Below are 19,997 nucleotides of genomic sequence, written 5' to 3'. Positions count from 1 at the left end.
ATCACAATCGCCAAGTGAAGCGCATTCCTACCTCCCGGGGCGGGCTGTAGATGGTGACGAAGCCGTTCTGGTAGCCCACGGCGTCATAGCGCTTATCGCCGATGTTGTCGGCGTAGGCGGCGAGCTCCCAATCACCTAACTGATAGCCAGCGACCAAGTTGAGCAGTGCATAGTCGTTACGCTCGTATTGGTTGGCGGCGTCTAGGTAGACTTTGCTGCTACCGACCAGGCTGCCCTGGGTGTACCAGCCTTCTGGATCGTCGTAGCGTAGGCTCAAATAACCGGTAAAATCGGGAGCGAAAGGATTGTGATTACCAGCGTAGTCGGCTGAGCCATCTTGGAATTGATCAAATCGGGTATGGTTCCAGGCTAACCCCCCTTTAATTTGCCACCCATCGCCAAGCAGATAGTCAAGGTCGAGTTCTACCCCTTTAGAGGTGGCTGTGGCAGCATTGGTGATGTACATCATGCCGGCGGTGGGCATTTGCATGACTTGCATGTTGTCGATGTCCATCAGATAGGCGGCGAGAGAGTAACGCAGGCGCCCTTCGGCTAGCCAACCCTTAGCGCCGGTCTCGTAGGACCAAGTTTTCTCTGGACCGAAGGACTGATAGTTCGTTGCGGGGGATAATATATTGAACCCACCGCTACGCACGCCTCGCGAGATACTGGCGTACCACTGATTGCGTGGGCTGATTTCATATTGCAACGCGATCTTGGGCGAAAAGTGCGACCATGATTCCGACCGGCTTGCCGCACCACGTGGGTGTAGTTCCACCTGATTGTGCTCAATGCGCCCACCGGTAGAAAGGCGCCAGTGTTGTGCCAAGGGTAGGTTCCAATGGGTAAACAGGGCTGTCGTTTGGCTTTCCTGATTGGCATGAAGATCCACAGAGCCCATCATATTTTTGCTGATACTATGCAGCCGGTTATCACTGCTATCGCCGTAGACGCCGAGCAACCACTCTGTCTCGCCAAGAGCACCCTCTAAGCGAAGCTCCTGGGATAGCGTGCGTAGCCGGTTGTCACGACCTACGTGCAAGATATCCTCGGCCCTGAAATCGGTATCCTGCTGTATATGATCCCGGAAATCATTCCAGGCAGTGACGGAATGGAGACTCAAGTCCGAGGCGAATTCATGTTCCGCGGTTAGTGCTAGGGTTTGCCCCCAGGATCGGTTCCAACTTGGGGTGCCTGAGGCAACAGTGGCACGATGCGCGCTAGGTGCCCCCCAGCGGGATGCACCATCATCATACTCTTGGCGCGTATAGCGCAGTGCCAAATCAGTCGCATCACCAGGCGTCCAGCGCAGCCCTAGGTTGAGATCGTGCCGATTGCGGTCATCTTCATTACTGCCGGTGTGGATGTTGTCGATAAAACCATCCTCACTCGACGTGCTACCCGCAATACTGGCATAGAGATTGTCCTGAACGATGGGGTGACTGACGGCGAAGCGAACGGCTCGATGGCCATGGTTGCCGGCTTCACCGCTAACAGTGGCGCGAGGTTGGTTGTCCATCGGCTGGGTGTGGATAGCAATGACGCCAGCTTCGGCATTACTGCCATAGAGTGTGGACTGAGGGCCGCGTAGTATCTCGATTCGGTCGACGTTAAGTAGGCTGCTCTCGAATCCCTGAGCAGACAGTGTTGGTACACCATCCACCAGAAGCAACGTTGAGGTGGAAAAGGTGTTGAAGTTAGCCGTTAGTCCCCTCATTACGGGAGAATTCATGCCGGCCTGTCCGAATGGCTGAAACGATAACCCAGGAACCCGTCCCTCTAACTGTTCGAGGCTGGTCAGGCCCGCTGCTTCAATTTCAGAACCATCAATCACCGCGACACTGGCAGCCACATTTTCCAGTGGCTGCTCGGTTTTTTCCGCGGTCACCGTTATCGGTGTGAGGGTGGCGGGGGCTTCACCCTCTGTCGTTATTGCTGAGTTTGTCGTATTCGCCCACCCGGGGACGGCTTGCAGGCAACTCATCATGGCTGCCAAATGGAAAATTCGACGTCGCTTGTGCTGCATCTTTCGTTTCCCCTTATTCCCTTATGTTATTTCATTACGTGCTAATTTCCCCGCTACAATCTCATCGGTACGGGGAATACGCTGAGAACAAGGATACTCTTAAGGCAAATAGTAATCATTGCTATTAAGTATGGTGGTTGGCGGTTTACCTATGAATGTATGCAAGCGCAGGGCTGGGGCAGCTGCCCATTCTGGTTCGGCCGAGCTGATTTTGACTGCTCAGTTCAAATTGAGCCTTGGGGCGTAGTCTGCTATTCTGTCGTCCCATCCTGGTGTGGCTTTCTGTTACGCCTTTTGATCACGTTTCGACAGGTTTTCCATGACACGATATATCTTCGTGACCGGCGGCGTTGTGTCCTCTCTTGGCAAGGGCATCGCGTCGGCCTCGCTGGCGGCGATTTTAGAGGCCCGCGGCCTTAAGGTCACCATGCTCAAGCTCGACCCGTACATCAACGTGGACCCGGGCACCATGAGCCCGTTCCAGCACGGCGAGGTGTTCGTCACTGAGGATGGCGCCGAAACCGATCTGGACCTTGGCCACTACGAACGCTTTATTCGTACCAAGATGACCCAGCGTAATAATTTCACCACTGGCCGTGTTTACGAGCACGTGCTGCGCAAAGAGCGCCGTGGTGATTACCTGGGTGGCACGGTGCAGGTAATTCCGCACATCACTGATGAAATCAAGCAGCGCGTTTATGCCGGCGGCGAAGGCTTTGACGTGGCGCTGGTGGAAATTGGTGGCACAGTCGGCGATATCGAATCGCTGCCGTTTTTGGAATCCATCCGTCAGATTCGCAGCGAGCAGGGTGCTAATCGCGCGCTGTTTATGCACCTGACGCTGGTGCCGTATATCAAGACGGCGGGCGAGACGAAAACCAAGCCTACCCAGCACAGCGTTAAAGAGCTGCGCTCGATTGGTATTCAGCCGGATATTCTGATTTGCCGCAGCGAAGTCGAGCTTGAAGAGAGCGAACGCCGCAAAATCGCGTTGTTTACCAACGTTGAAGAGCGTGCGGTCGTACCGCTTCAGGACGCAGATACCATCTACCGTATCCCGCTGATGCTTCATGAACACGGCCTGGACGATATCGTCTGCGATAAGCTGCGCCTTGATGCCGAGCCCGCCGATCTTTCCGAGTGGGTGAAAGTGCTGGACTCCAAGCTTAATCCGCTCAAGTCCGTAAGTATCGCCATGGTCGGTAAGTACATGGAACTGCTGGACGCGTACAAGTCGCTTAATGAAGCCTTGATTCATGCAGGCATTCAAGGGCGCATCAAAGTCAATGTCGACTATATCGACGCTGAGGACATCGAACGTCACGGCACCGAGCGCCTAGCGGGTAAAGACGCTATTCTGGTGCCCGGCGGCTTTGGTGAGCGAGGCGTGGAAGGCAAAATTATGACCGCCCAGTTTGCCCGCGAAAATAACGTGCCTTACCTGGGGATCTGCTTAGGGATGCAGGTAGCGGTTATTGAATTTGCGCGTAACGTGGCGGGCTGGAAAGATGCCAACTCCACTGAGTTTACCCATGACACTCAGCACCCGGTGGTCGGCCTGATTACCGAATGGCTGAATGCGGAAGGTAAAATTGAGCTGCGCGATGCGGCGTCTGATTTAGGCGGCACCATGCGTCTGGGCGGCCAGATATGTCATCTGACCTCCGGCAGCAAAGCGCGTGAAGCTTACGGCTCTGATGAAATCGTTGAACGTCACCGCCACCGCTTCGAAGTTAATAACCAGTTTATTGACGAGCTGGAAAAAGCCGGCCTGGTAATTTCAGGTAAAAGCGTTGATCAGTCGCTGGTTGAAATGATCGAGTTGGCCGATCACCCTTGGTACGTGGCGTGTCAGTTCCACCCGGAATTTACCTCCACACCGCGTGACGGGCACCCGCTGTTCTCGGGCTTTGTGAATGCAGCGCTGGAGCACAAAACGGCGCGTACCCGATCTCACGCGACACCTCAGGAATAAGGGGGGAAGCCAATGTCTTCTCAAGCACCTTTTCAAGAGCGTCACATCAACATTGCCGGCCTAACCGCCGGCAATTCTTTGCCCTTAATGCTGCTTGGCGGCATGAACGTGCTAGAGTCGGCAGAGCTTGCCGACGAGGTAGCCCAAGCCTACGTCAGCGTGACGCAAAAGCTCGGTATGCCGTATGTATTCAAGGCGAGCTTTGACAAGGCCAACCGCAGCTCGATTCACTCGTACCGTGGTCCGGGTATTGAAAAAGGCTTGCAGATTCTCGCTGATATCAAGTCGCGTTATGGCGTGCCGATCATCACCGATGTTCACGAGCCCTGGCAGGCGGCCCAGGCGGCAGACGTCGCGGATATCATCCAGTTGCCCGCTTTCCTGGCGCGCCAGACGGATCTGGTGGTGGCGATGGCCAAAACCGGTGCCGCGATCAATATCAAAAAGCCCCAGTTTTTAGCACCTCATGAGATGCGCCATATTCTCAGCAAGTTTCAGGAAGCCGGTAATGATCGCCTGATGCTGTGCGAGCGCGGTTCAAGCTTTGGCTATAACAACCTGATTGTCGATATGCTTGGGTTTGGCGATATGAAGCAGACTGGCTACCCAGTGTTCTTCGACGTTACCCATGCGCTGCAACGCCCCGGCGGGCGTGCTGATAGTGCGGATGGGCGGCGTGCCCAGGTCGCCGAACTTGCCCGTGCAGGCGTTGGCGTCGGGCTTGCGGGGCTGTTTTTAGAAGCGCATCCTGATCCGGATAACGCCAAGTGCGATGGTCCCTGTGCGTTGCCGCTTGACCAGCTTGAGCCATTTTTAACGCAGCTATCTCAGCTTGATTCATTGGTGAAAAATTTTGCGCCGTTGACCATTCGCTGATCGCGGCCATCATGCGATACATAACCTTCTAATAGACCGCCAACCAAGGAGACTGTCATGACCAAAATTGTAGATATCAGTGCACTGGAAGTACTCGATTCACGCGGTAACCCGACGGTGCTAGCGCGTGTGCGCCTTGAAAGTGGGGCAACGGGCGAAGCCTGCGCACCCAGCGGTGCTTCTACCGGTTCGCGTGAAGCGCTTGAGCTACGTGATGGCGACAAAGCACGCTATCTCGGCAAAGGTGTACTGACAGCTGTCGATGCGGTCAATGGCAAAATCCGAGAGGCGCTGCTTGGTATGGACGCACGCGATCAGCGCGGTCTGGACGATGCCATGCTGGCGCTGGATGGCACTGACAACAAAGCCACTCTGGGTGCGAATGCAATTCTCGCGGTATCGCTGGCGGCCGCTAAAGCCGCGGCTAACGCCAAGGGCGTGCCGCTTTATGCACACATTGCCGAGCTTTACGGTCAGCCAGGTCAGTACAGCATGCCCGTGCCGATGATGAACATCATCAACGGCGGCGAGCATGCGGATAACAACGTGGATATTCAGGAGTTTATGGTGCAGCCGGTCGGCGCCAAAAACTTCCGTGAAGGCCTGCGTATGGGCGCTGAAATTTTCCACGCGCTGAAGAAGGTGCTGTCTGCCAAAGGCCTGTCTACCTCTGTGGGCGATGAGGGTGGCTTTGCCCCTGACCTGGCGTCCAATGCGGATGCCTTGGCTGTCATCAAACAGGCGGTGGCGGATGCTGGTTATTCGCTAGGCAGTGATGTCACGCTGGCACTCGACTGCGCGTCGTCTGAGTTCTACAAGGATGGCCAGTACAATCTTTCCGGTGAAGGTAAAAGCTACGATGCACAAGGCTTTACTGACTACCTGGCAGGCTTGTGTGAAGACTATCCGATTGTCTCTATTGAAGACGGTATGGATGAGTCGGATTGGGATGGCTGGAAAGCCCTCACCGACAAGCTGGGCGATAAAGTGCAGCTGGTGGGCGACGATCTGTTCGTTACCAATACCAAAATTCTTAAGCGCGGTATCGACGAGCAGATTGGTAACTCGATTTTGATCAAGTTTAACCAAATCGGTTCACTGTCTGAAACGCTGGACGCCATCAAGATGGCTCAGGATGCAGGCTTTACTGCGGTTATTTCGCACCGCTCCGGTGAAACAGAAGACACCACCATTGCTGATTTAGCGGTGGGCACCTGTGCAGGCCAGATTAAAACCGGCTCCTTATGCCGCTCTGACCGGGTTGCCAAATATAACCGCTTGTTGGTGATTGAGTCAGAACTTGGCGATGTCGCTTATCCCGGCTTGAAGGCTATCAAGGGCCAATAACGGGATTTGTTAGCTGTCTTGTAAGAAATGTCTCAAGATTTTGTAAGACATGTCCTACAAAAGCCGACGAAAATCGCTCGACGTGGGTAGGAAAAGTAGAAAATTTTCGTCTAATTTAAGTTTATCTAATTGATTTTAAGTTGTTTTTTATTGAAGGGCAGGCCACTTAGGCTTGCCCTTTTTGTTATAGGCCGCCTTGAGATGACATTGTTATCTGCCACAATGCATTCAGGACAGGGGAGGCAGGGATGCTTTAGACAGAATGCAACGCAATGGGGTGTAAACAGGCCCACCGAATGACACACTGAGGTGAATTTCGGTAGGGAAGCGGCCTGAGGAAGTTGACACATGGAGCGGTCAGAGGAAGTGTTTGGAGCGGGCGACCTAAGGGTCGCCTTTTTTTGTGCTTACGTTTTATACCTACGTACGTTGAATACCTGGCAAGAGGGTTGTTCCCGGTGTTTCTTACAACCGGCCGACGCAACCAGCCAAATGATTCCTAGGTTATAAGTAAAATCCATTTTTATTCTTCTTCGCTATTACTTACCATGGCCCGCAGAATTAGCAGGCTATGCTTCTGCTGCTGCGCTTGTCACACGGTACATCGTTGATGTGCCGTTTTTTGTTATTCAGGAGGTGCGTTACATGCATGGGTTGATTGCGATCAACGTGTTGGTCTTTATACTGGCGATTGCACTGCTGGCGCGCTGGCAGCGGCGCGGTGCCAGCCTGTCTCGCGTGGTGCTTGCAGGCCTGGTCATTGGGGTGGTGCTTGGCGCGCTATTGCAATGGGGATACGCCGGATCAGAGGTGCTTGAGGGCACCATCGACTGGGTAAACCTGGTAGGCGGTGGCTATGTCCAACTGTTAAAAATGATCATTATGCCGTTGGTGCTGGTGACCATTTTATCTGCTGTTACGCGCTTACATGATGCCAGTGCGCTGGGCAAGATTAGCCTGGGTGTACTTGGCATGCTCATGCTGACAACGGCGATTTCTGCCGTTATCGGCATTAGCATGACCCAGCTGTTTGGATTGTCTGCCGAGGGGCTGGTACAAGGTGCTCGCGAGCTGGAGCGCGGCCAGGCGATTGTCGAGCGCAGTGTTCAGGTGGCAGACCTGACCATCCCACAGCTTCTGCTCTCGTTTATTCCCAGCAATCCGTTCCAGGATTTAGCGGGCGCACGACCCACCTCCATTATCAGTGTGGTGATCTTTGCGACGTTTCTCGGCTTGGCCGCTCTGGGCATCAAGCGTGAAAATGCCGCGATTGGCGACAAGCTTATCGAAGGCATCGATATTGTGCAGAAGTGGATCATGCGTTTGGTGCGCATGGTGATCCGCCTTACGCCCTACGGGGTACTGGCGTTAATGGCCAAAGTGGTTTCTACGTCGAATCTCAACGATATCTTTAATCTGCTCGGATTCGTCGTTGCCTCCTACGTTGGCTTGGCACTTATTCTGGTCATGCATGCGCTATTTTTGATGGGCGTTGGGGTTAACCCCAAACGCTATTTTCAGAAGGTCTGGCCGGTACTCACCTTTGCCTTTACCTCACGTTCAAGCGCGGCCACGATTCCTTTGAATATCGAGGCGCAGGTAGACCGCATTGGCGTACCCCCTGCGATTGCCAACTTTTCAGCCTCCTTCGGAGCGACCATCGGCCAAAACGGCTGCGCGGGGCTTTATCCGGCCATGCTGGCCATGATGATTGCGCCCACGGTGGGGATTGATCCGTTTTCACTGGAGTTTCTGGCAACGCTGGTACTGGTCGTGACGCTGGCCTCTTTCGGCATTGCCGGTGTTGGCGGCGGGGCAACCTTTGCCGCGATCATCGTGCTCTCAACGCTTGACCTACCGATTGCTTTGGCGGGGCTTCTCATCTCGATTGAGCCGTTGATTGATATGGGCCGCACCGCCATCAACGTCAACGGTTCAATGACGGCGGGTACGGTGACCAGTCGTTTGCTCAAGCAGCACGACGCGGCTATTTTTGCTTCCAACGATGACCAGTTGGACGAGCCGAAAGCAGCGTGATTCAACTGACAAATTAAGCAAGCTACAAAAAGCCGCCTTCGGGTGGCTTTTTGCGTTTGTCGCGTGCGTTATCCTTGAAGAGGAGGGACAAGCAGACATAAAAAAACCAGCGCGGACGCTGGTTTTTAAGCCGATGGCTAACGACACGGTACTAAAAGCGTGCTGTGTTATCGCTCCAGCTTGTCGATCTTGCCGCTCTTGCCATCCCACTCTTCGGCATCCGGCAAGGCATCTTTCTTTTCAGCTATGTTGGGCCACACTTCAGCCAACTCAGCGTTGATCTCGATAAACGGTTCTTGCCCATCCGGCAGCTCATCCTCTGAGAAGATGGCTTCGGCCGGGCACTCAGGCTCGCATAGCGCACAGTCAATGCACTCGTCCGGGTGAATCACCAGGAAGTTGGGGCCTTCATAAAAGCAATCGACCGGGCAAACCTCTACACAGTCGGTGTATTTGCATTGGATGCAGTTTTCGGTAACGACAAACGTCATCGCGCTATCCCTCTTGCGGGACCGGGGGAGGTCCCGGTCATAGGTCAATCATGAATGGTTATAAAACGGCTGTTTCTTATAAGCTAAAAAGTATGGGCGACATTCTAGTGGCGCCCATACCTCACGGCAAGCACTTGGCTATCTTCTCTTGTACCGGTTACAACAAATCTCGCCATTGATAGACCAACGCCAGCGCCTCGCGGGGCGATAAATCATCAATGTCGGCACGCTCCAGTGCTTCTAAAACCGGATGTGGCGCACTGGCAAAGAGATCGTTTTGCTGGGGTGACGGGCTATTGGCAGGAGTCTGTTGTGCCGGGCCTGGGCGCGCCTGATGAGTGTCTACATCGCGCTGTTCCAGGTCAATCAACTTTTCACGGGCGCGCTTGATAACGTGGCTTGGAACACCGGCTAGTTGGGCGACCTGTAAGCCGTAGCTTTGGCTGGCCGGGCCTGCCTCAATGCGATGCATAAACACAATGCTATCGCCATGCTCTGTAGCGGTTAAATGAATGTTTTCCACGCCTTCGGCCTGCTCGGGAAGGGCGGTCATTTCAAAGTAGTGCGTAGCAAAGAGCGTCAGTGCCTGCGCCTGCGCCAAGTGCTCAGCGCTTGCCCAGGCCAGGGAAAGTCCGTCGAAAGTACTGGTGCCCCGGCCGATTTCATCCATCAGCACCAGGCTATGCTCTGTGGCATTGTGCAAAATATTAGCCGTTTCGGTCATCTCGACCATAAAGGTGGAGCGCCCACCGGCAAGGTCATCCGAGGAGCCTATGCGGGTGAATATCCGGTCGACAGGACCAATCTCAGCCGCATCGGCAGGCACAAAGCTACCGCTATGGGCTAGCAGCGCGATTAAGGCGGTCTGGCGCATATAGGTCGATTTACCGCCCATATTGGGGCCGGTAATAATTAGCATGTGACGGTCAGGCGACAGCACAACGTCATTGGGCACAAACGGCTTGTCGCTTACTTGTTCCACTACGGGGTGGCGGCCAGCGGTAATGCTAATGCCAGTCGCGTCGCTCAGGGTCGGGCGCACCCAGTTAAGCGCATCGGCACGTTCGGCAAATGCACACAGTACATCAAGTTCGGCAAGCGCCCGGGAAGTGCTTTGTAGCGCCATGAGGTGTTCGTTGAGTTCGCTTAGCAGGCGTTCATACAGCCACTTTTCACGGGTCAGTGCGCGTGACTTGGCGGAAAGCGCTTTGTCCTCAAACTCCTTGAGCTCGGGGATAATAAACCGCTCGGCGTTTTTCAGCGTTTGACGGCGAATATAGTCAGCCGGTGCCTGTTGGGCCTGGGAGCGGGGTAGCTCTATAAAGTAGCCGTGCACCCGGTTGTAACCCACCTTGAGGTTGGCAAGGCCAGTACGCTCACGCTCACGTAGCTCCAGTTGAACCAGGTAGCTGCCAGCGTTTTCGGCCATGCCGCGATGTTCGTCAAGCTCGGCATCATAGCCATCGGCAATCACACCGCCATCGCGGATCACCACCGGCGGGTTCTCGATCAACGCCCGGCTCAGCTGGTCGGCGATATCCGGATAGGGGCGAATATGCGGACGCAAATTATCCAGCGTGCTGCCGCTTTCTACGCCACCTAACTGCTGCTCAAGTGCTGGCAACGTATTAAGGGCGTCTCTTAAGCGGGCCAGGTCGCGTGGGCGGGCACTATAGAGCGCGACGCGGGCCAAAATACGCTCTACATCACCCACATCATTGAGTGTGTCGCGTAGCGTCATGTACGCCGCGTCGAGGCTTAAAAGTGCCACCCCCGCCTGGCGGCCCTGCACGGTTTCACGCTGGCGTAGGGGGCGATTCAGCCAGCGCTTTAAAAGCCGCGACCCCATGGCGGTGGTGCAGGTATCCAGTACACTGGCAAGCGTGTTGTCCGTGCTACCGCCAAGGTTGATATCGATCTCTAAATTACGCCGGCTGGCAGCATCAATGACCACCGCATCATCACGGTTTTCAACGCTGAGTGCCGTTACGTGGGGCAAGCGCGAACGTTGAGTATCACGGGCATAATCAATCAGTACCCCGGCGGCCACTAGGGCGGTGGTAAGGTGGGCGCAGCCAAACCCACGCAGGTCCTGAACTTCAAATTGGTCGCACAGGCTGCGATTGGCGCTTTCCAAATCAAACAGCCACTCGCCCTGGCGACGCAAGCTGCGCTTCTGCGACCACATGTCGGGCAGCGTCAGGCTCTCAGGAACCAGTAGTTCGGCGGGTGAAAGGCGGGTCAGCTCGGCAAGCATTTCGGCTTCACTTTCGACTTCCAGCACGCTAAAACGCCCGCTGGATAGCTCAAGCCACGCAAGCCCCCAGCGGTCACTGCCGGGTGCCAACGCGACCAGCACGTTGTCGCGCCGGGCATCCAGGAGCGCCTCATCGTGCAGTGTGCCGGGTGTTACGATGCGCACGACTTGCCGCTCAACCGGACCCTTGCTGGTTGCCGGGTCACCAATTTGCTCGCAAATGGCCACGGATTCACCGGTAGCCACCAAGCGGGCCAGGTAGCCTTCGGCGCTATGATAAGGAACGCCCGCCATCGGGATGGGTTTGCCACCGGATTGGCCACGCTGGGTAAGCGTGATATCCAACAGCGCAGCCGCGCGCTTGGCATCATCAAAAAACAGCTCGTAGAAGTCCCCCATCCGGTAGAACAGAAGGACGTCAGGGTGTTCGCGTTTGATCTTTAAATACTGCGTGATCATGGGCGTATTGGGGGGGATGGCCTGTGACATGGGCGTCCTGATTGAGCGTGGCGTAAGCGCATTTCGCTTACGGCATGTTCATTAAATAAAAGCGTTAAATACGTTCTTTGAGCGATTTCGTTGAGAAAGCTAAACGCAGTATTCTACGCTGACTGATATCTTACATGAAGGAGCGACCATGACGCCCAGCATAACGAGCCTAAAAAATCTGGATTTGTCCCTGCTGGCGCAGCGGCTTGGAAAGCTTTGCCAGCAGTTGGATATAGAGGTGACCACGGCAGAGTCGTGTACCGGTGGCGGCATTGCCAGTGCGATCACCTCGGCTGCCGGCAGCTCGGCCTACTTCACAACGGGTTACGTGACGTATGCTAATGCGGCTAAAACGCGGCTGATCGGTGTCTCAGACGTTACACTACACACCCATGGCGCTGTCAGTGAGGCGGTGGTGAATGCCATGGTGGCCGGTGCCTGCCGTGATAGCGGCGCGCAATTGGGCGTGGCGGTCAGTGGTGTGGCAGGCCCCGGGGGCGGCAGCGATGAAAAGCCGGTGGGTACGGTGTGGTTGGCCTGGGGCGATGTTAATCACCAGGACGCCAAATGTTTTCATTTTCCCGGTGATCGCCAAGCGGTACGCGAGCAGGCCGTTCGCGAGGCGTTGGCAGGGCTGGTGGCGCGCCTGGATATGCTGGCTGAGGGTCAGGAAGAGAAATAATCGTTAAAAACCACGTTGAGGATTTGTTTAGCGACGAATTTTTGGCATAATACTGGTTAATTATACAGTCTGTGATGAGGGTGTTTGCATGGCTCAGGATGACAACCGTACGAAAGCGCTAAACGCCGCACTTAGCCAAATTGATCGTCAGTTCGGAAAAGGCACGGTAATGCGCTTGGGTGACGCGCCTCGCGTTGTGATGCCGTCAGTCTCCACTGGCTCGCTGGGGCTGGATATTGCGCTTGGCATTGGAGGGTTACCCTTTGGCCGAGTAGTCGAAATCTTTGGCCCTGAATCCTCCGGTAAAACCACCCTGACGCTTTCCGTGATTGCTCAAGCACAGAAGCAGGGCAAGGTGTGTGCGTTTGTCGATGCCGAGCATGCGCTTGATCCAAGCTATGCGGAAAAACTGGGCGTTAACCTCGATGATTTGCTGGTTTCCCAGCCGGACACGGGTGAACAGGCGCTTGAAATCACCGATATGCTGGTGCGCTCGGGCGGCGTTGACGTGATTATTATCGACTCCGTGGCAGCGCTTACTCCGCGTGCGGAGATCGAAGGGGAGATGGGGGATACCCACGTAGGCCTGCAAGCACGTTTGATGTCTCAGGCGCTGCGTAAAATTACCGGTAATATTAAAAACGCCAACTGTTTAGTGGTCTTTATCAACCAGATTCGCATGAAAATCGGCGTTATGTTTGGTAGCCCGGAAACCACCACAGGCGGTAACGCACTGAAATTCTACTCCAGTGTTCGGTTGGATATTCGCCGCACTGGCTCGGTGAAATCGGGCGATGAAGTCACCGGTAACGAAACGCGCGTTAAAGTAGTTAAAAACAAGGTAGCACCGCCGTTCCGTCAGGCCGAGTTCCAAATTCTTTACGGCAAGGGTATCTACCATGCCGGTGAGGTGGTCGACTTGGGCGTACAGTGCAACCTGGTTGACAAGGCAGGTGCCTGGTACAGCTATAAGGGCAGCAAAATCGGTCAGGGCAAGGCAAACGCGGCTCAGTACCTGGAAGAGCATCCGGCCATTATGGAAGAGATCGAAAGCCAGATCCGCGAACAGTTGCTTGCCAAGCCTGACCCCAAGAAAGAAGAGGCATCGGCTGCTGATGTTGCCGCCGATGCTGACGACGACCTGCTGTAACGCTTATGTTTGCTTCGTCACGTGATGCCACCCCACGCGACATCGCACTACAGCTGCTATCTCGGCGCGAGTACTCTCGCGCTGAGATAGCGCAAAAGCTAAAACAAAAAGCCGTTGCTACCGCTGACATTGAGGCGTGCCTGGATACCCTTGAAGAGCAGGGGCTTCAGTCAGACGTCCGCTTTGCTGAAAGCTTTATCCGTTCACGCATTATGCGCGGTCAGGGCGTGATACGGATTAAAGGCGAGCTGCGTCAACGCGGCATCAGCCAGGAAATAGTGGCAGAAACCCTCGCTACCGTAGAAGAGAATGAAGGTGTCGATTGGTTTGAACTGGCCAGTGATACCTTATCGCGACGCTTTTCCTCCCCCGGTGAATCCCCCAAAGAGCGGGCCAAACGAGAGCGCTTTCTAGCGTCACGAGGCTTCGATTTTGAACAAATTCGTTACGCGCTCTCTTGCCTGTAAAGCCTTCTTTCATCACTATTGTGGGTTATCGTTTTCTGACGTCTTTAGCTCTTAGCCATTAACTGCCGCTTTAGTCGTTAGACAACTGCGCTATAATGGCGTTTTTGCGACCCCAGCGGGTAGCGGCGACAGCGCCCTGGGGCATCATGCTTTATTGTTACGGATACCCTATGAGAAGCGCAGAGATTAGACAGGCCTTTTTATCCTTTTTCGAAGAGCAAGGGCATACCATTGTGCCCACAAGCTCACTGGTGCCAGGTAACGACCCGACATTGCTGTTTACCAACGCGGGCATGGTGCCGTTCAAAGATGTGTTTCTTGGTCGTGACCCACGCCCTTATGTGCGTGCCACCTCATCTCAGCGCTGCGTGCGTGCCGGTGGCAAGCATAACGACCTGGATAACGTTGGCTATACCGCACGCCACCATACGTTTTTTGAGATGCTGGGTAACTTCAGCTTTGGTGATTACTTCAAGCGGGACGCTATCCGCTTTGCGTGGACGTTTTTAACCGAAACGCTGGGTCTGCCTAAAGAGAAGCTGTGGGTCACCGTGCATATTAGCGATGATGAGGCCGAGCGCATCTGGAAAGATGAAATCGGCATCGACCCGGAGCGCTTCTCCAGGCTGGATGAAGATAACTTCTGGCAAATGGGCGATACCGGCCCCTGCGGCCCCAGCTCAGAAGTTTTCTTTGATCACGGCCCTGACGTATGGGGTGGTCCTCCCGGTAGCGCTGACGAAGATGGCGACCGCTACATTGAGATCTGGAACCTGGTCTTTATGCAGTTCGATCGCGATGCCCAGGGCACGCTGAACCCGCTGCCCAAGCCCTCTATTGATACCGGTATGGGGCTTGAGCGGGTAGCGGCCGTTATGCAGGGCGTGCACTCCAACTACGAGATCGACCTGTTCCAGAATTTGCTCCAGGCGGCCGCCAAGGCGACCGGGCATGCCGATATGGCAACGCCTTCGCTACGCGTTATTGCGGACCATATTCGTTCGTGTGCATTTTTAATCGCCGACGGCGTGCTGCCTTCAAATGAAGGCCGTGGTTATGTGCTGCGGCGCATTATCCGCCGAGCGGTTCGCCATGGTCACAAGCTGGGCGCCACCAAGCCGTTCTTCTATACGCTGGTGGATGCACTGGATGCCGAGATGGGCGATGCCTATCCCGAACTGCGTGAGGCGAGCGCCCAAATTGCCCGTATTTTGCTGAAAGAAGAGGAGCAGTTTGCGCGCACGCTGGACCACGGCATGGGCTTATTGAATACCGCGCTTGAGGAGCTTGATGGCAACGTGCTGTCGGGTGAAACCGTGTTCAAACTGTATGACACGTACGGTTTCCCGTTTGACCTTACGGCGGATGTTTGCCGTGAGCGCGGTGTGACGTTGGATGAAGTTGGTTTCCAGCGCGAGCTTGACGCTCAGCGCGAGCGTGCCCGTGCGGCCAGCCAGTTTGGCGCCGACTACAGCGCCTCTATTGAGCTGGATGGCGAAACCCAGTTTACGGGGTATGACCAGCTTGAAGATCAGTCCACGGTAACTGCTATTGTGGATAGCGAAGGCAACGCCCTTGTTGCGCTGGAAGTAGGCCAGAAAGGCACTGTCGTATTAGACCGTACCGCGTTTTATGGTGAATCGGGCGGCCAGGTGGGCGATACCGGCTACTTATACGTAGAGGGCGGCCGCTTCGAAGTTACCGATACACAAAAGCAGAACGGTCATCATCTGCACCAAGGCGTGATGATAGAAGGCACGTTGAACGTGGGGGCCAGCGTTCGTGGCGAGGTTGATGCCAGCTTGCGCTCTGCGACCATTCGCAACCACTCGGCCACTCACTTGCTGCACAAAGCCTTGCGCATGGTGTTGGGCGATCACGTGCAGCAGAAAGGCTCACTGGTAAATGCAGAACGTCTGCGCTTCGATTTCAGCCACTTCGAGCCTCTGAGTGCTGATCAGTTGGCAGAGGTGGAGCGTCTGGTTAACGAGCAGATTCTTGCTAATGCGCCGACGTACGTTGAGCAGATGAGCCTGGAGCAAGCCAAGGCCAAAGGGGCTGCGGCGTTGTTTGAAGCCAAGTATGCGGAAAATGTTCGCGTATTGACGATCGGTGCTGACGGCTTTTCGATTGAACTGTGTGGCGGTACTCACGTTGCACGAAGTGGTGATATCGGCTGCTGCCATATCGTCAGTGAAGTAGGTATTGCCTCTGGCGTGCGGCGCATTGAAGCCATTACCGGCGAGAATGCGTTGGCGTACTTCCGCGAGCAGGAAGCGCGCGTGCAGCGGTTGGGTGATCGCTTGAAAACCAAGCCCGAGCAGGTGGAAGCCCGCGTCGAGTCATTGGTCGAACGTAATCGCAGCCTGGAAAAAGAGCTTGAGCAGTTGAAGGCTAAGCTTGCAAGCGCTGCGGGTAGCGACATGCTGAGCCAGGCGCAGGAGATCGGCGGCGTTAAGCTGCTGGCGACTCAGTTGGAGGGAGTATCCGGTAAGGATCTGCGTGGCGTGCTCGACCAACTTAAAAACAAGATTGGCTCTGGCGTTATTATCCTGGGCGTTGCCGATGAGGCGGCGGGCAAGGTCAGCCTGATTGCAGGCGTGACTCAAGACCTGACCGAGCGCGTTAAAGCCGGTGAGCTGGTTAACCATGTCGCCTCGCAAGTTGGCGGTAAAGGCGGTGGTCGTGCTGACATGGCGCAGGCGGGTGGCAGTCAGCCAGAAGCGCTGGCTGGCGCGTTAAGTAGCGTCCCCGCATGGCTGGAAAACATACTTAGCTAATCACAAAGGCCGGTGGCAATTAACTGCAACCGGCCTTTTGCTAACTTAATATAATTACTTTCATCCCCCATTCCCGGACGAATAGGAAAAAACGGCATATGGCACTATACGTACAGAAGTTCGGTGGCACCTCGGTAGGTTCTGTTGACCGTATCAAAGCCGTGGCGGAAAAGGTCAAGGGCTTTCGTGACCAGGGCCACCAGGTCGTGGTCGTGGTCTCCGCCATGAGCGGAGAGACCAACCGGTTGACCGATATGGCCAATGCGCTTAATGATGACCCTGCCCCGCGTGAAATGGATATGCTGCTCTCGACCGGTGAGCAGGTAACGATTTCATTACTCGCCATGGCGCTCCAGCAGGTTGGCGTTGCGGCCACTTCGCACACCGGTGCCCAGGTCGGTATTCATACTGACAATGCTTACACCAAAGCGCGTATTCAGCGCATTGAAACCGAAGACCTTAAGGCTGACCTCGACGCAGGCAAGGTCGTGGTTGTGGCTGGTTTTCAGGGCGTTGATGAAGACGGCAATATCACTACGCTAGGACGTGGTGGCTCGGACACTACCGGGGTAGCGCTTGCTGCGGCACTCGGCGCCGATGAGTGCCAGATCTATACTGACGTTGATGGGGTTTACACCACTGACCCCCGCGTATGCACCAAGGCACAGCGCCTGGAGTGCATTACGGTGGAAGAAATGCTGGAGCTTGCAAGCCTGGGCTCCAAAGTACTGCAAATTCGTGCGGTAGAGTTTGCGGGCAAGTACAACGTTCCCCTACGGGTACTGTCGAGCTTTGAAGATGGCCCCGGTACCCTAATTATTGCAGATGCTGACCAAGACGAGGACTCCATGGAAGAACCGCTGATTTCCGGTATCGCGTTTACCAAAAATGAAGCCAAGCTGACACTGCTGCACACGCCCGATGTACCAGGTGTTGCGTCGCGCATTCTTGGCCCTATCGCTGATGCCAACATTGAAGTCGATATGATCGTGCAGAACGTAGCACCGGCGGGTGACTACACCGACTTTACCTTCACCGTGGCGAAGGGCGACTACAAGACCACCAAGAAGCTGCTTGAAGAAACGGTTATTCCTGACCTGGGCGGTGGTGAGCTGCGTGGCGATGACAATATCGCCAAGGTATCCCTGGTCGGTGTTGGCATGCGCTCTCACGCCGGTGTTGCCTCGAAGATGTTCCGTGTTTTGGCTGATGAAAACGTCAATATCCGTATGGTTTCCACCTCTGAAATTAAAATCTCAGTGGTGATTGATGAAAAGCATATGGAACTTGCCGTTAACGCGTTACACAAGGCATTTGGCCTGGATAAGTCAGATATAGAATCTGAATAACATTTCTGCCTTAAACCTTCTACGCTGAAGAGGTACTCGCTACTTGCTGGTGGTGAGCTTTCTTTCAACGGGAGGTTTAGTTGTCATGGAGTCAGAGGCATTGGTTAGCGCGCCGCTATGCCGCATAATGGCTTAGTGGCGCCTCTGGTGGACACAACCCGTTGTATAAAACGTCTGAGAAGGAGATCAGCCATGCTCATCCTAACCCGCCGAGTTGGCGAAACATTGATGATAGGTGATGAAATCACCGTCACAGTGTTAGGTGTGAAAGGTAATCAAGTGCGTATCGGCGTCAATGCGCCGAAAGACGTGGCTGTACACCGTGAAGAGATCTATCAGCGCATCCAGCGCGAGCGTAGCAGTGAAGAAAGCGAAGCAGAATAAATGGTCGCTTTTATCGCGCCCAATACAGGGCGTATCAACGGTAAGATGAAGCTGGCGCGAAAAAAATCGGCATAGGACTAGACAGCAGTCGCTGAAATCGGTAACATTCGCGCCGTGCTGTTGAGGAGAGGTGGCCGAGTGGCTGAAGGCGCTCCCCTGCTAAGGGAGTATAGGGTTTATAGCCCTATCGAGGGTTCGAATCCCTCTCTCTCCGCCAGCCGCACATTAGAAGATGCGCCCGTAGCTCAGCTGGATAGAGTACCTGACTACGAATCAGGGGGTCGGAGGTTCGAATCCTCCCGGGCGCGCCATCTTCTAACCTGATGTAAGGCGGAAGCCTATAAGTATTTCATTACAAGTATTTAAGCATAAGCTCTTCATCATGTTTAGTAATGAGTATTTACATCACTAAAGCGCCCGTAGCTCAGCTGGATAGAGTACCTGACTACGAATCAGGGGGTCGGAGGTTCGAATCCTCCCGGGCGCGCCAGATTCTAAACCCGTTCTCTTTTATGAGAGCGGGTTTTCTGCTTTCTAGCCTGACCAAGGCGGCTCGCGCTTTGGTTTTGGATCGTTTTAAGCGCCCCGCATTGCGAGGGCGCTTTTTTTTGGTCAATGCTCTTGCTTAGTGGCAGCTGACAGCCGCCTCAGGGTGCGCTGTGTCGATGACCAGGCTTTTAAGCAGGGTATCAAGGTCTGTTAGGCGTTTAACGCGCTGAAAGTGCTGGTTGGCTTCTTCATTGCCCTGGCGCATCTGTGCGAGCCACTGCTTTACCAGCGAGACCACAACTCGGTCGGGTAGATGCTGCCGCTGAAGGTGCGCGTACTCCTTGATCACGCTGGCACGCATTGGCCATGTGGTTTCAGGCAGTCGTTCGCCGGTTCGCTGCCAGTGCCGGATACGTGGCGCAAGCCAGGGGTCTGCTAGCGCGCTACGGCCTAACATCACATCTCTGCAGCCTGACAGGGTGCGCGCTTTCCAGTACGCCTCCAGCGTCCATATATCGCCATTGGCAACCACGGGTATCGATACCTGCTGGCGCACTCGGCCGATCCACTCCCAGTGGGCCGGAGGGCGATAGCCTTCATCACGTGTGCGGCCGTGAACAACCAGACGAGCGGCACCGCCTGCCTGGGTCGCCTGGGCGCAGGCGACGGCTAAGCGCCGGTCTGAAAAGCCCAGGCGGATTTTAGCGGTGACCGGAATTTGACCCTCAAGTGCTTCGGAGACGGCCTTCACTGCCTGGTAGACGCGTTCAGGGCGGCGTAGTAACGAGGCGCCTCCATCATGCCGATTAACCAGCTTGGCCGGGCAGCCGAAATTCAAGTCCACGCTGACAGCGCCTAGCGCTAACGCCTGGCGAGCATTTTCAGCCAGCGCCTTAGGGTCAGAGCCAAGCAGTTGCAAATGCACGGGAATGCCGCTGGCGGTCGCAACAGGGCGGTTGGTAAGCTCAGGGCAGTGCTTGTAAAACACTCGGGGCGGGAGACGCGTGTCGACCACGCGGACAAATTCGGTAACGGTCCAATCAAAGCCTGCCTCACGCGTTAATAAGTCGCGGGTGAGGGCGTCGATAACGCCCTCCATCGGGGCGAGGCCAATTTTTCCGTTTTGTAGTAAATTAACAACCATGACTTCCACTATGGCGCGATTGCGTTTTATGCTGGGTGTGGCAGGTTAGTGTAT

14 protein-coding genes and 3 tRNA genes are annotated in these 19,997 nt (G+C 55.0%); 13 read left to right on the top strand and 4 right to left on the bottom strand.

The genetic code is table 11. From position 1 onward, the window contains the following. Position 1: 1 nt before the first annotated feature. Positions 2-2,026, bottom strand: a complete 2,025-nt coding sequence (locus ACT3RQ_RS10660; protein ID WP_225736081.1) for a TonB-dependent receptor — start codon at positions 2,024-2,026, stop codon at positions 2-4. A gap of 319 nt (positions 2,027-2,345) precedes the next feature. On the opposite strand from ACT3RQ_RS10660, the gene ACT3RQ_RS10655 reads away from it, so the two are divergent. The 4 genes from ACT3RQ_RS10655 to ACT3RQ_RS10640 all read left to right on the top strand — a co-directional run bounded on the left by ACT3RQ_RS10655 (position 2,346) and on the right by ACT3RQ_RS10640 (position 8,261). Next, positions 2,346-4,001: a CTP synthase gene (locus tag ACT3RQ_RS10655; protein ID WP_192537403.1), complete on the top strand. Its 1,656-nt coding sequence runs from the start codon at positions 2,346-2,348 to the stop codon at positions 3,999-4,001. A gap of 12 nt (positions 4,002-4,013) precedes the next feature. Continuing rightward, entirely contained in the window at positions 4,014-4,877 is an 864-nt protein-coding gene (gene kdsA, locus ACT3RQ_RS10650; protein ID WP_444639969.1) for a 3-deoxy-8-phosphooctulonate synthase, read from the top strand. Positions 4,878-4,934: 57 nt separating this feature from the next. Further along, the gene (eno, locus tag ACT3RQ_RS10645; RefSeq protein WP_087107936.1) at positions 4,935-6,224 is read left to right on the top strand and encodes a phosphopyruvate hydratase; all 1,290 of its coding nucleotides are present in this window, start codon (positions 4,935-4,937) and stop codon (positions 6,222-6,224) included. A gap of 645 nt (positions 6,225-6,869) precedes the next feature. After that, positions 6,870-8,261, top strand: coding sequence for an L-cystine transporter (locus ACT3RQ_RS10640; RefSeq protein WP_087107938.1), 1,392 nt, complete (start codon positions 6,870-6,872; stop codon positions 8,259-8,261). Between the two features lie 167 nt (positions 8,262-8,428). On the opposite strand, the gene fdxA is transcribed toward ACT3RQ_RS10640, so the two are convergent. Then, complete coding sequence (fdxA, locus tag ACT3RQ_RS10635; RefSeq protein WP_087107940.1) at positions 8,429-8,752, bottom strand: ferredoxin FdxA; 324 nt, start codon at positions 8,750-8,752, stop codon at positions 8,429-8,431. 157 nt (positions 8,753-8,909) lie between these two features. Further along, entirely contained in the window at positions 8,910-11,498 is a 2,589-nt protein-coding gene (mutS, locus tag ACT3RQ_RS10630) for a DNA mismatch repair protein MutS (RefSeq protein WP_193056488.1), read from the bottom strand. Positions 11,499-11,646: 148 nt separating this feature from the next. Between mutS and ACT3RQ_RS10625 the strand changes: the two genes are divergently transcribed. The 9 genes from ACT3RQ_RS10625 (at position 11,647) to ACT3RQ_RS10585 (ending at position 18,800) form a co-directional block, all read left to right on the top strand. Further along, positions 11,647-12,180, top strand: a complete 534-nt coding sequence (locus tag ACT3RQ_RS10625) for a CinA family protein (protein ID WP_193056489.1) — start codon at positions 11,647-11,649, stop codon at positions 12,178-12,180. 88 nt (positions 12,181-12,268) lie between these two features. Next, positions 12,269-13,330, top strand: a complete 1,062-nt coding sequence (recA, locus tag ACT3RQ_RS10620) for a recombinase RecA (protein WP_087107947.1) — start codon at positions 12,269-12,271, stop codon at positions 13,328-13,330. A gap of 5 nt (positions 13,331-13,335) precedes the next feature. After that, complete coding sequence (locus ACT3RQ_RS10615; RefSeq protein WP_087107949.1) at positions 13,336-13,797, top strand: regulatory protein RecX; 462 nt, start codon at positions 13,336-13,338, stop codon at positions 13,795-13,797. A 170-nt stretch (positions 13,798-13,967) separates the two neighbouring features. Then, positions 13,968-16,577 carry an alanine--tRNA ligase gene (gene alaS / locus ACT3RQ_RS10610; protein ID WP_193056491.1) on the top strand — a complete coding sequence of 870 codons (2,610 nt, stop codon included), beginning with the start codon at positions 13,968-13,970 and terminating at the stop codon, positions 16,575-16,577. Positions 16,578-16,675: 98 nt separating this feature from the next. Next, the gene (locus ACT3RQ_RS10605; protein WP_087107953.1) at positions 16,676-17,926 is read left to right on the top strand and encodes an aspartate kinase; all 1,251 of its coding nucleotides are present in this window, start codon (positions 16,676-16,678) and stop codon (positions 17,924-17,926) included. A 192-nt stretch (positions 17,927-18,118) separates the two neighbouring features. Continuing rightward, positions 18,119-18,310, top strand: a complete 192-nt coding sequence (csrA, locus tag ACT3RQ_RS10600; protein WP_087107955.1) for a carbon storage regulator CsrA — start codon at positions 18,119-18,121, stop codon at positions 18,308-18,310. Positions 18,311-18,434: 124 nt separating this feature from the next. Beyond that, positions 18,435-18,527, top strand: a tRNA-Ser gene (locus ACT3RQ_RS10595). A 17-nt stretch (positions 18,528-18,544) separates the two neighbouring features. Next, positions 18,545-18,621 (top strand) — tRNA-Arg (locus ACT3RQ_RS10590). 102 nt (positions 18,622-18,723) lie between these two features. After that, positions 18,724-18,800: transfer RNA gene (locus ACT3RQ_RS10585), tRNA-Arg, on the top strand. A gap of 135 nt (positions 18,801-18,935) precedes the next feature. Here ACT3RQ_RS10585 and ACT3RQ_RS10580 read toward each other — a convergent pair. After that, positions 18,936-19,943 carry a tRNA dihydrouridine synthase gene (locus ACT3RQ_RS10580; RefSeq protein WP_225733675.1) on the bottom strand — a complete coding sequence of 336 codons (1,008 nt, stop codon included), beginning with the start codon at positions 19,941-19,943 and terminating at the stop codon, positions 18,936-18,938. Positions 19,944-19,997 lie beyond the last annotated feature (54 nt).

It is taken from the genome of Halomonas sp. AOP43-D1-4, assembly GCF_052446175.1.
GTDB classification, from domain to species: Bacteria; Pseudomonadota; Gammaproteobacteria; order Pseudomonadales; family Halomonadaceae; genus Vreelandella; species Vreelandella citrativorans.
This window is presented reverse-complemented; position numbering and strand designations above follow the sequence as displayed.

Coding starts and splice junctions, on each gene's coding strand:
- ACT3RQ_RS10580 (WP_225733675.1), bottom strand. CDS start 19,943: ATGGTTGTTAATTTACTACAAAACGGAAAAATTGGCCTCGCCCCGATG.
- alaS (WP_193056491.1), top strand. CDS start 13,968: ATGAGAAGCGCAGAGATTAGACAGGCCTTTTTATCCTTTTTCGAAGAG.
- kdsA (WP_444639969.1), top strand. CDS start 4,014: ATGTCTTCTCAAGCACCTTTTCAAGAGCGTCACATCAACATTGCCGGC.
- recA (WP_087107947.1), top strand. CDS start 12,269: ATGGCTCAGGATGACAACCGTACGAAAGCGCTAAACGCCGCACTTAGC.
- ACT3RQ_RS10615 (WP_087107949.1), top strand. CDS start 13,336: ATGTTTGCTTCGTCACGTGATGCCACCCCACGCGACATCGCACTACAG.
- ACT3RQ_RS10660 (WP_225736081.1), bottom strand. CDS start 2,026: ATGCAGCACAAGCGACGTCGAATTTTCCATTTGGCAGCCATGATGAGT.
- eno (WP_087107936.1), top strand. CDS start 4,935: ATGACCAAAATTGTAGATATCAGTGCACTGGAAGTACTCGATTCACGC.
- ACT3RQ_RS10605 (WP_087107953.1), top strand. CDS start 16,676: ATGGCACTATACGTACAGAAGTTCGGTGGCACCTCGGTAGGTTCTGTT.
- fdxA (WP_087107940.1), bottom strand. CDS start 8,752: ATGACGTTTGTCGTTACCGAAAACTGCATCCAATGCAAATACACCGAC.
- ACT3RQ_RS10625 (WP_193056489.1), top strand. CDS start 11,647: ATGACGCCCAGCATAACGAGCCTAAAAAATCTGGATTTGTCCCTGCTG.
- ACT3RQ_RS10640 (WP_087107938.1), top strand. CDS start 6,870: ATGCATGGGTTGATTGCGATCAACGTGTTGGTCTTTATACTGGCGATT.
- csrA (WP_087107955.1), top strand. CDS start 18,119: ATGCTCATCCTAACCCGCCGAGTTGGCGAAACATTGATGATAGGTGAT.
- mutS (WP_193056488.1), bottom strand. CDS start 11,498: ATGTCACAGGCCATCCCCCCCAATACGCCCATGATCACGCAGTATTTA.
- ACT3RQ_RS10655 (WP_192537403.1), top strand. CDS start 2,346: ATGACACGATATATCTTCGTGACCGGCGGCGTTGTGTCCTCTCTTGGC.